11 protein-coding genes are annotated in these 10,224 nt (G+C 67.8%); 6 read left to right on the top strand and 5 right to left on the bottom strand.

Annotated features, from left to right (window positions below; all coding sequences use genetic code 11):
* Positions 1 to 37: 37 nt before the first annotated feature.
* Together OHB12_RS11250 and OHB12_RS11245 are read right to left on the bottom strand one after the other, a co-directional pair.
* Positions 38 to 1,165 carry an FAD-dependent monooxygenase gene (locus OHB12_RS11250; protein WP_327118737.1) on the bottom strand — a complete coding sequence of 376 codons (1,128 nt, stop codon included), beginning with the start codon at positions 1,163 to 1,165 and terminating at the stop codon, positions 38 to 40.
* A 184-nt stretch (positions 1,166 to 1,349) separates the two neighbouring features.
* Positions 1,350 to 2,429 (bottom strand): methyltransferase, encoded by a 1,080-nt coding sequence (locus OHB12_RS11245; RefSeq protein WP_327118735.1) that lies wholly within the window; start codon positions 2,427 to 2,429, stop codon positions 1,350 to 1,352.
* Between the two features lie 368 nt (positions 2,430 to 2,797).
* Between OHB12_RS11245 and def the strand changes: the two genes are divergently transcribed.
* The 4 genes from def to OHB12_RS11225 all read left to right on the top strand — a co-directional run bounded on the left by def (position 2,798) and on the right by OHB12_RS11225 (position 6,441).
* On the top strand, positions 2,798 to 3,364 hold the full coding sequence (gene def, locus OHB12_RS11240) for a peptide deformylase (RefSeq protein WP_327118733.1): 567 nt from the start codon (positions 2,798 to 2,800) through the stop codon (positions 3,362 to 3,364).
* The gene (gene fmt / locus OHB12_RS11235) at positions 3,364 to 4,287 is read left to right on the top strand and encodes a methionyl-tRNA formyltransferase (RefSeq protein WP_327118731.1); all 924 of its coding nucleotides are present in this window, start codon (positions 3,364 to 3,366) and stop codon (positions 4,285 to 4,287) included. Before def ends, fmt begins: the two co-directional genes overlap by 1 nt.
* A 182-nt stretch (positions 4,288 to 4,469) precedes the next feature.
* Positions 4,470 to 6,041 (top strand): RsmB/NOP family class I SAM-dependent RNA methyltransferase, encoded by a 1,572-nt coding sequence (locus OHB12_RS11230; RefSeq protein WP_327118728.1) that lies wholly within the window; start codon positions 4,470 to 4,472, stop codon positions 6,039 to 6,041.
* A 55-nt stretch (positions 6,042 to 6,096) separates the two neighbouring features.
* Positions 6,097 to 6,441, top strand: coding sequence for an MmcQ/YjbR family DNA-binding protein (locus OHB12_RS11225; protein ID WP_327118726.1), 345 nt, complete (start codon positions 6,097 to 6,099; stop codon positions 6,439 to 6,441).
* Between the two features lie 6 nt (positions 6,442 to 6,447).
* Here OHB12_RS11225 and OHB12_RS11220 read toward each other — a convergent pair whose 3' ends face one another.
* Positions 6,448 to 7,293, bottom strand: coding sequence for a SigB/SigF/SigG family RNA polymerase sigma factor (locus tag OHB12_RS11220; protein WP_327118724.1), 846 nt, complete (start codon positions 7,291 to 7,293; stop codon positions 6,448 to 6,450).
* A gap of 17 nt (positions 7,294 to 7,310) precedes the next feature.
* Positions 7,311 to 7,733, bottom strand: a complete 423-nt coding sequence (locus OHB12_RS11215) for an ATP-binding protein (RefSeq protein WP_327118722.1) — start codon at positions 7,731 to 7,733, stop codon at positions 7,311 to 7,313.
* A gap of 96 nt (positions 7,734 to 7,829) precedes the next feature.
* Here OHB12_RS11215 and rpe point away from each other — a divergent pair, with 96 nt between their 5' ends.
* Complete coding sequence (gene rpe, locus OHB12_RS11210) at positions 7,830 to 8,486, top strand: ribulose-phosphate 3-epimerase (RefSeq protein WP_327121020.1); 657 nt, start codon at positions 7,830 to 7,832, stop codon at positions 8,484 to 8,486.
* A 5-nt stretch (positions 8,487 to 8,491) separates the two neighbouring features.
* Here the strand turns inward: rpe and OHB12_RS11205 are convergent, their stop codons facing one another.
* Positions 8,492 to 8,962, bottom strand: coding sequence for a hypothetical protein (locus OHB12_RS11205; protein WP_327118720.1), 471 nt, complete (start codon positions 8,960 to 8,962; stop codon positions 8,492 to 8,494).
* Between the two features lie 565 nt (positions 8,963 to 9,527).
* Here OHB12_RS11205 and OHB12_RS11200 point away from each other — a divergent pair.
* Positions 9,528 to 10,151, top strand: a complete 624-nt coding sequence (locus tag OHB12_RS11200) for a riboflavin synthase (RefSeq protein WP_327118718.1) — start codon at positions 9,528 to 9,530, stop codon at positions 10,149 to 10,151.
* The last annotated feature ends 73 nt before the right edge of the window (positions 10,152 to 10,224 follow it).

Here is a 10,224-nt window from a genome sequence, read left to right as displayed (position 1 = left end):
ACATGTGCCAGAAATTGCAGGGTCGACCGGATGTCGGTCACACCGGCACAGCCATCGCTCGGTGGCATCGCTGCTGCACGTCGTCTGCTTCGGCGTGCCGGCCGGTGCGACCGAGGTCGGCGATTCGGACCGAGGACTCGACTACCAGTCGGCATCGCTCCAGCCGCCGCCGTGTGAAAGCGACCAGTGCCTTCTCGACGTCGGCCGCCGCGGCCAATTCCTCGGCGAGCAGAACGCCGTCCTCGATGGCGAGAGCGGCGCCACTGACCAATTGCGGTGAGGGCGCATGCGCGGCATCACCGATGATCACGGTGCGGCCGTGGTGCCATGGGCCCTCGACCATGACCACCTGCACAGGCCGCCGCACGACGAACGCCGAATCGGTGATGAGGTCACGGACCTCGGCGACTCGCCCGCTGAATGGAGCCAGCAGCTCCCGCATGCTGTCGGCCAGGGTGTCCTCCGGTATCAGGGTAGGCTCCGCCTGGTTCTCGGTGAGGAAGACGTACGCTCGGTCGTCCGCGATCGGGACGAGCCCAGCGTTGTTTCCAGTGCCCGCGAAGGTGTGCAGTGATGTCGCCCAGCCCGGGCGAGGTACGAGAGCCCGCCAGACCATCTGCCCGATGTATCGCGAACTGCTGGGAATGCCGAGCAACGACCGCACCCGGGAATGGACCCCGTCGGCACCGACGACGATATCGGCGAAGCGCTCAGTGCCGTCGCTGACGGTGGCCCGGACAGTTTCTCCGTTGTCGTGCAGCCCGTCGATCGTGCGCCCGTAGCTGATCACGACTCCGGCTGCCAGCGCAGCCTCGCAGAGGATGTCGTACAGCGCCGGCCGGCCGAGCCCGATCTGGCTGGGACGCTGTGGACCGAGCAGCGGCGGCAAGGGGATGATGTTGCGCACTTCCCCGTTCGAGCCGCAGTTGCTGATTGCCGTGATTCCGTAACCGGCGGCGATGCACTCGTCGGCGAGACCGAGCGCATCGAGAGCTCGCAGACTCGGTCCAGTGAGGCTGAGCCCCCAGCCGGCGACGTTGCGGTCCGGATTGATATCTATGACTTCTACGGTGACGCCGCGTCGCGCGAGCGCGAGCGCGAGGGTAAGTCCGCCGATGCCGGCGCCGATCAGCAGGGCACTGCGAGGGGAAGACGACGAACTCACAGCTGCTCCAAACGCTGTTGATGGGGAAGGGGGTCGAGTTGACAGTTGGCTCGCCCGGTGTCACTGGGCCATCCACTGCCTTGAAAGCCACTCCTGGTGGGGCGACCAGTTGCGCCCGGAGCGCGACCACGGAGCGCCCCTCGCTCATACTGAAGAGGACACAGCATGCGTCCCGAGGACCTGGTCACTCCGCCTTGCGCGCTTCTAGGATGCTGTCGGGTGTGGCGGTGGGGGTGATGCGGACCAACTCGAATCCCGCGGCGGTGAGAAGCTCGCGGAATTCCCGTTCGGTGCGCTCGCGACCACCGGCGCTGACCATCATCTCCAGATCGAGGAAATTACCCCGGTGTGGCCGATTTCCTTCGGGGAGAACTACTTCCAGCAACAACAGTCGTGCCGACCCGGCCATGGCGCGGTGCACGGTGCGCAGGATCTTCTCGGCCTCACTGTCGGCCCAGTCGTGCACGATATGTTTGAGAACATAGGCGTCTCCGCCCTCGGGAACTGTATCGAAAAAGGAACCGGCAACGACGGTGCACCGGTCTGGTGCCTGCACGTCGGCGACGATTTCGGGCAGATCGAAGAGAACGCCGCGGGTTTCGGGTGCTCGGGCGAGAATTTCGGCGAGCAGCCTGCCCCGCCCACCGCCGACGTCGACGATCGTTCCGAATCGGTTGAAGTGACCGGCGGCCAGCATCGGTTCCAGCATCAGCTCCGAAATACTGGTCATGGCGCCGTCGAAGACGGCACCGAATTCGCGGTCTTTGCGGACGTAGTCGAAGAACGGAAGACCATCCATGCCCTCGGGAATCACCGCGGCCCCGGTCCGCACCGCATCGCTCAGGTATGACCAGTACTGGCGATGCTGGGGAGAGCCGATGAACAGCGCGAAATTGCGCATGGACACCGGCGCGTCCGCGCGTAGGGGTTCGGCGAGCGGTGTCAGACCGTAGGTTCCGTCCGGGTGCTGGGTGAAGATGTCCTGGCTGATCAGCCAGCGAAGCAGTCGCCGCAGGTAGTCGGGATCGGCGTCGATGTCGGCCGCCAGATCCGCGAGGTCGCGCGGGCCTGCGGCCAACGCGTCGGCGATGCCGAGCTGAGCAGCCGCACAGACGGCCTGTGCCGTCGAGGCGGCGGCAATCATCTCGAACAGGGCGAGAGGTGGGGGTGTGAGCTTCCGGTTCAGTACCGTCAATGCGGCGCGAATCCGCTCGACGACCCGGATCACGGGCAGCGGTGGAACCTTTTTCTTGCTTGCAGCCATCGGGGTATTGTGCGGTACTCAGCCGGTTTCGGCAGGTTGAAGGCGCATCATGCCCGCAATACCCCACCCGGCCGCCGTGCTCTGGTGTCTCGGGCGCGGTGCGGACCGAGCCGTCACCGAGCACGACCACGGCGCCGTCGCGTGGCCGGCCGCGGCGTTCACCTGTTGGTTGATGTCGGAGGTGAACAGCAGGAAAGATCCCTCTCAGGGTCGCTGACCAGGTCGTTTTTCGGGCGGCCGGGCGGGGGGCTCCACACCCCGCCCGGACCGCATAGCAGTTCTACCAGCTTCCGGTTGGCGAATCGGGGATATCCGCGTCGTCTCACTAGAATGAGACGACCGTGTTCGTCCGCTTCCGGGAGCCAGCCGTGACCATTCAGCCCGTTCGCCTGTTCGGCGATCCCATCCTGCGTGCCCGCGCCACGGAGGTCACCGCGTTCGACCGCGACCTGCGACAGCTGGTGACCGACCTGACCGAGACCATGCACGACGACGGCGGAGTCGGCATGGCGGCGCCGCAGATCGGGGTCGGGCTGCGTGTGTTCGTCTACGACACCGGCGATGCCGCAGGACACCTGGTGAACCCGCAGTGGGAGGTCATCGGTGACGAGGAGCAGGTCGGTCCGGAGGGCTGCCTGTCGATACCCGGAGTGCGTTACGACACGCGGCGCGCGCGGCGCGTGCGCGCGTCCGGTGTGGACCTGGACGGCGCGCCCGTCACGTGGCAGGCGGAGGGGCTCCTCGCGCGGTGCGTGCAGCACGAGACCGATCACCTCGACGGCGTGCTGTTCATCGATCGCCTCGACCCGGCCCAGCGCAAGGAGGCGATGCGGACCATCCGCGAATCCGATTGGTTCTCCGCAGGATCGACGGTACGGCCCGCGCGGTCGCTGAGTGGAACGGGCCAAGCCAACCCGTTCGGGCTGGGCCGTTGATGCGCATCGTCTTCGCGGGGACCCCCGAACCGGCGGTGCCGTCGCTGCGGCGCTTCCTGGAATCGGGGCGCCACGAGCTGGTCGCGGTGGTCACCCGGCCGGATGCGGTGGCAGGGCGGGGTCGCAAGGTCACCAGGTCCCCGGTCGGCAGGCTGGCCGACGAGCGCGGTATTCCGGTGCTCACGCCGCGGCGGCCGTCCGAGCCCGAATTCATTGCGCAACTCACCGAATTGGCGCCGGACTGCTGCCCTGTGGTGGCCTACGGCGCGCTGCTGCCACAGCAGGTGCTCGATATCCCCCGGTTCGGCTGGATCAACCTGCACTTCTCGCTACTGCCCGCCTGGCGCGGGGCCGCACCGGTGCAGGCAGCGATCGACGGCGGCGACGAGATCACCGGCGCGTCGACCTTCCAGATCGAGGCCGGACTGGACACCGGCCCGGTGTTCGGCATGGTGACCGAGAAGATCTCCGTTACCGACACCGCGGGTACGCTGCTGGAGCGACTCGCCGACAGTGGCGCCCGGCTGCTCGAGGCGACCCTGGATGGTGTGGAAGACGGTTCGCTGCAAGCGGTTCCGCAGTCCAACGACGGCGTCTCCTACGCGCCGAAGGTCGGCGTCGAGGCCGGGCACGTCCGGTGGGATCAGCCCGCGCTGGCCATCGGCAGACGTATCCGCGCGGTCACCCCTGCGCCGGGGGCGTGGACCGAGGTCGACGGCACCCGGCTCAAGCTCGGCCCGGTCGAGCTGGTGGAGGAGGTGTTGCCGGAGCGGGCGATCGAGGTCCGCAAGACCGGCGTCTTCATCGGCACCGCGACCACCGCCGTGCGGCTGGATCAGGTTCAGCCGCAGGGCAAGCGCATGATGGCCGCGCTCGACTGGGCGCGTGGTGCGCGCCTGCGGCCCGGCGCGGTGGTCGAGTGAACCCGCGCGAAAACCGTCGTGGCGACGACAATCGACGTGGTGGGCGGCGCGGCGGCGAACAGGATGCCGCGGCGGAGCGTACGAATCGGTCCGGCGGCACCGGTCGAGACCGTGCCCAGGGTGCACAGCCGAGCGGCGCACGGCAGCGGAACTCGGCCGACAGCGGCCAACATCCGAAGCGCGTGACGCAGAACCGGAACGGTACCGCGCAATCGCGCGCCGCCGAGCAGCCTTCTCGGGGTGGCGGCAAGGGCGAGGCGGGCGGGCGCAACCGTGACGAACGGCGTGCCTCGACGGGGCAGCGGGCGACGGGGGGGCGAACAGATCGTTCCACCGAGCAGCGCCCGGCGCGCGCCACCACGAAGCCGAAGACTGTTGCGCGTCAAGATGCGCGGGGCGCCGGTCGATCTGCCCGACACGAGAACGTCGATCCGCCGCGGTCGGTCGCCAGGGACGTGCTGCGCGCGGTGCGCGAACGCGACGCCTACGCCAATCTCGTCCTGCCCGCTCTGCTGCGGGACCGTGGGTTGTCCGGGCGGGACGCGGCCTTGGCGACCGAACTCGCCTATGGCGCGTGCCGGTCGCTCGGGCTGCTCGACGCGGTGATCGCCGAGGGAGCAGGCAGGCCGATCGAGGAGATCGACGGGCCGCTCCTGGACGTACTGCGGTTGGGTGCCTATCAGCTGCTGCGGACCAGGATCGGCGCGCACGCCGCGGTCGACACTTCGGTGGCCCTGACCCGCGCCGAATTCGGCACCGGCAAGGCCGGTTTCGTGAACGCAGTCCTGCGGCGGGCGGGGGAGCGGACCACCGAGCAATGGGTCGAAACGCTCGCGCCCGCCGACCCCGTCGGCAGGTTGGCCTTCGAGTATGCGCACCCGGTGTGGATCGCGCAGGCGTTCGCCGATGCGCTCGGCGCGCGGGCGGGGGAGCTGCGCGAGGTACTCGCCGCAGACGACGCCCGACCGCTCGTGCATCTGGTGGCCAGGCCCGGCGACATCACCGCGGAGGAACTCGCGCTGGTGACCGGTGGCGCGGAAGGCCGATGGTCGCCGTACGCGGTGTACCTGGAAGGCGGCGACCCAGGCAAGCTCGAGCCGGTGCGCGAGGGCATGGCAGCAGTACAGGACGAAGGAAGCCAGTTGGTCGCGCTCGCGCTGACGCGGGCCGGACTCGATGGCCGAGACAACGGCCGCTGGCTCGACCTGTGCGCGGGACCGGGCGGCAAGGCCGCACTGCTCGGGGCGATCGCCGCGATCGACGGCTTCCGGGTCGACGCGGTCGAGCCCGCCGAGCACCGCGCCGAACTGGTGCGCAAAACGGTGCGCGACCTTCCGGTCGACGTCCACGTCGCCGATGGCCGCGCGAGCGGACTGACTCGCGGCTACGACCGCATCCTGGTGGATGCCCCGTGCACCGGCTTGGGCGCCCTGCGCCGCAGGCCGGAGGCGCGTTGGCGGCGGACCCCTGGGGATGTCCGTGAACTGGTCGTGCTGCAGCGCGAATTACTCACCGCCGCATGGGATCTGCTGCGGCCGGGCGGGGTCGTCGTGTACTCGACCTGTTCCCCGCATCTGGCCGAGACAGTGTCTGTCGTCGCCGATGCCGTGCGTCGTCTGGGTGCCGAGCAGTTGGACGCCCGCGACCTGCTGCCCGGCGTCACCGACGTCGGCGACGGACCAGGGGCGCAACTGTGGCCGCACCGGCACGGCACCGACGCGATGTTCCTGGCCGCGCTCCGCAAGCCGCGCTGAGTTGCATTGGTCCAAGCGTGGACGCCCGGTCCTGCCGCACTCTTGGATCATGACGATGACCTGGCAGGACGTAGTGGCTTTGGCGACCGAGCTCCCGGGCGTGGAAGAGTCGATCTGGTGGCGCAGCCCGGCGTTGAAGGTCGACGACAAGGGGTTCGCCCGGTTGCGTCGCGAGGCCCGAGGGCGGGCTCGTGCCGGTCTACGAGATGGCGGAGAAAGAGGCGCTGCTGGTCTCCGGCGATCCCGGCTACTACACACGCCGCACTATGACGGCTGCGCCTACATCCTTGTCGACCTGGATCGCGTTGCCTCCGATCGGCTGCGTGAGATGTTGGACGCCGCCTGGTGGCTCACCGCCCCGGCGAAGGCGCGCACGCTGCGCGAACGCGGGCGGGGCTGAGCTTCATCACTCGCGGCTGGACTGATCGCGCAGGCGGGCAAGGGTTTTCGCCAGGATGCGCGACACGTGCATCTGCGAGATCCCCATCTGCTGTGCGATCTGGGTTTGTGTCATCGATTCGAAGAATCGCATGGTGAGGATCCGGCGTTCCCGCTCGGGCAGTCCGGCCAGCAGCGGCCGGATCGCGACGTATTCCTCGACACGGTCGAACTGGGACTCCTCCTCGCCGAGGGTGTCCAGCAGCGAGGCTTCGGTGTCGCGGCCCAGCGTGGCCGCGTCGATCGAGCTCGGCTGGTAGGCGTTGCCCGCGATGACGGCCTGCGTCACCTCGTCCGGATGGACGTCCAACTCCGCCGCGATCTCCTTTGCGGTCGGCGCGCGGCCGAGGCTTTGCGAGAGCGAGTCGATCGCCGCGCCGATGCGCAGGTGAGTTTCCTTGACCCGCCGCGGGACTCGCATCGCCCACGTATTGTCGCGGAAATAGCGGCGGACCTCCCCCATGATGGTCGGCACCGCGAAGGATAGGAAGTTCGATCCCCGCTCGATGTCGAAGCGGTCCACCGCGTGCACCAGACCGACCCTGGCCACCTGGGTGAGGTCGTCGAACGGTTCGCCGCGTCCGCTGAACTTGCGTGCGATGTGGTCGGCGAGCGGGATGCAGCGGCTGATCAGTTCCGCGCGTAGCGCGGTGTGCCGAGCGGTGCCCGGCTCACTGGCGGTGAGCTGCCCGAAGAGCAGTCCGACATCGTCGTAACCAGGGACCGCGCCCGCGGCCTCGAGGGTTTCGCTCTCCTCGACGGCGTCCTCCGTGGTCAGCGTGTCGGCGTCGTCGTTTTGTCGGGTTTCGGACACGGTCTCCTCGTCGGCCACTACGCCTTCCCCCGGAGCCGACGGAACTCGACCCTCGTCGGATACCCGGAAACCGTCGAATCGAACGAATCCTGTGTCGCGTTCACCGCGTCGGTGAGCGTGCGCAGCACATGCCAGCCGAAGCTGCGCTGGTCGGGCAGCCCCGGCTTCTCCGCGATCCCGTCGACCCGGACGAGCAGCTCGGTGTCACCGACGGTGAACCGGCAGTTCAGGCTGGTTTCCTGTGCCGCGACCGCGATCAGCGTCGAGCAGACCTCGTCGACGGCAAGCCGGATGTCGGCCACCTCGTCCAGCGTGAAATCGCTGAGTAGGACGAGTGTTTCGGCGAGCCCACGCACGATGGGCAGCTGTGTCACCGACGCAGCCACCCGAATCTCCACCGGGGTGCTGTAGAGCCCCTGTTCCGCCGAAATATTGATCATCCTATGCAGGCTACCCACTCCCGCGCCGGGCAACCCTACCGACCGTTAGACTGCCGCGTTGTGTCCAACCCGACTTTCACGCGTCCGGCCGTTCCGATGATCGCCCCGTCCATCCTGTCCGCCGACTTCGCACACCTCGCGGACGAGATGCGGGCCGTCGAGGGCGCCGACTGGCTGCATGTCGACGTGATGGACGCGCACTTCGTACCGAACCTCACGATCGGTCTTCCCGTGGTCGAAAGCCTGTTGAAGGCGACCGACATCCCACTGGACTGCCACCTCATGATCGATGACCCGGGTCGCTGGGCGCCGCCGTACGCCGAGGCAGGCGCCTACAACGTGACCTTTCACGCGGAGGCGACCGACGATCCGATCGCGGTCGCGCGCGACATCCGCGCGGCGGGCGCCAAGGCCGGGCTTTCCGTGAAGCCCAATACGCCGATCGAACCGTATCTGGAGATCCTGCGCGAGTTCGACACGCTGCTCGTGATGAGCGTGGAGCCAGGCTTCGGCGGGCAGTCGTTCATTTCGCACGTGCTGGAGAAGGCGCGCGTCGTGCGCAACCTCGTCGACTCCGGCGAGCTGCGGTTGGTGGTCGAGATCGACGGCGGCATCAACGCCGACACCATCGAGGCCGCCGCGGAGGCGGGCGTCGATTGCTTCGTCGCCGGGTCCGCGGTCTACAACACCGCGGATCCCGCGGCCACCGTGCAGGCGCTGCGCAGTACGGCGGCCTCGGCGCGGACGCGCTGAACTTCCTACTCGACGCGGACTTTCCGCGTGCCGACCTCCCGCGTCGCCTCGATCACGGCGCTGAGCGGCGGCCGGGGCGACGCGACCTCCGGTGGTCGGATCCAGGTGCGGTAGCCGGTGCGCTCGTCCTCCGGCGAGGGCAGCACGACCTGGCTGCCGGTACACGCGACCGTGGCATACAACCGGAACAACTGGGCCGAGACGCCGGTGCTGAGCGTGTCGCGCCGGGCGGGTCCGGTGAGGAACGTCCAGAGCCGGGCGCGCGGATGTTCGACGACCGGGCCTGCGATCCCGGCCTGGACGAGCCGTTGCTGTACTCGTTCGCCGAGCTCGGCGGGCATCGTGATGGCGCCGTAATCGGTGCCGATATGCAGCAGAATGCGGCGCGAGGTGGTATCGACCGCTGCGGGCAGATCGAATTCGCGGCGATACTGCGAGCAGCGGACTTCCAGCGCCGAATCGAGAATGGCGGTCACGCCGCGCCCTCAACTGTGTCGAGCTTGATTTGGCCCACTGTGGTTTTCGGCTTTCTCGAGTTGTGGACATCCTGGGTCGAACTTCCTGGGCGTGTACTGCGGCCCCACGTTCAACCGCTCCACATCGAACTGCTCTCGCGGGAAGTTGAACGGGAGACATCAGCCATATGACGATATCGCCTCTATTTCCGTCTGTGTGCTACTTCACGTTATAAGCGTGTTTCGGTGGGGTACCGCGCGGGAAACGAACATTGCGTACGCGAGAAGAAATTGATTCGGGCGGTAGCGAAAATAGGCTTGAACAGGAATCGCCTTCTGGTGATCGGCGCGATTTCGGCATGTGTGGGCAATTTTCGTTCCGCTTTCGATGGCGGGTGCTTGTTCGAGTGCGACTTGCTCGCCCTGCGGTCTGCTTCCGGCTCCCCGCGCCGGCCGGGCTTCGATCGGTCAGGCTGCTGTCCGCTACGACCTGGCGTCGTTAGGCTGAGGAGTCGGCGGGAATAGCAGTCGGGGCCCGCGCTGTTCCGCAACCGGAAGACAACGACGCGACAGGGAGTCAGGGCACATGTTCACAGGCATCGTCGAGGAACTCGGCGAGATCGTCGCCAGCGAGCAGCTGGCTGACGCCGCGCGGCTGACGATCAAGGGCAAGCTGGTGACCTCCGATGCCGGACATGGTGATTCGATCGCCGTGAACGGGGTGTGCCTGACTGTCGTCGAGGTGGTCGGCGGTGAGTCGTTCACTGTCGACGTGATGGCCGAGACGCTGAACCGCTCCAGCATCGGCAAGCTGGACGTCGGCTCGAAGGTGAATCTGGAGCGCGCCGCCGCGCTGAACAGCAGGCTCGGCGGCCACCTGGTGCAGGGCCACGTCGACGGCACCGGCACTGTGCTCTCGCGGACCCCGTCGGAGAACTGGGACGTGGTACGGATCTCCCTGCCCGAGAACGTCGCTCGCTACGTCGTGGAAAAGGGATCGATCACCGTCGACGGCATCTCGCTCACCGTCTCCGGTCTCGGCGTCGCCGACCAGCCCACCGAGGAGGGAAGCCGCGATTGGTTCGAGGTCTCCCTGATCCCGACCACTCTGTCGCTGACCAACCTCGGCTTCGCCACCGTCGGCACCACCGTGAACCTGGAGGTGGATGTAATCGCCAAGTACGTCGAACGCCTCCAGCAACGCGGCTAGGCGTGTCCGATCCGCTCGGTCCCGTCCGCTCGGCCGGAAGCCGCCCGCGACACAGTCGCGAATCTCGCCCGTC

The organism is Nocardia sp. NBC_01730 (genome assembly GCF_035920445.1).
Taxonomy (GTDB): Bacteria; Actinomycetota; Actinomycetes; order Mycobacteriales; family Mycobacteriaceae; genus Nocardia.
This window is presented reverse-complemented; position numbering and strand designations above follow the sequence as displayed.

What these genes read in the sequence shown, in the direction of transcription:
- OHB12_RS11245 (WP_327118735.1), bottom strand. Translation starts at nt 2,429, where the DNA reads ATGGCTGCAAGCAAGAAAAAGGTTCCACCGCTGCCCGTGATCCGGGTC.
- rpe (WP_327121020.1), top strand. Translation starts at nt 7,830, where the DNA reads ATGATCGCCCCGTCCATCCTGTCCGCCGACTTCGCACACCTCGCGGAC.
- OHB12_RS11215 (WP_327118722.1), bottom strand. Translation starts at nt 7,733, where the DNA reads ATGATCAATATTTCGGCGGAACAGGGGCTCTACAGCACCCCGGTGGAG.
- OHB12_RS11225 (WP_327118726.1), top strand. Translation starts at nt 6,097, where the DNA reads ATGACCTGGCAGGACGTAGTGGCTTTGGCGACCGAGCTCCCGGGCGTG.
- fmt (WP_327118731.1), top strand. Translation starts at nt 3,364, where the DNA reads ATGCGCATCGTCTTCGCGGGGACCCCCGAACCGGCGGTGCCGTCGCTG.
- OHB12_RS11200 (WP_327118718.1), top strand. Translation starts at nt 9,528, where the DNA reads ATGTTCACAGGCATCGTCGAGGAACTCGGCGAGATCGTCGCCAGCGAG.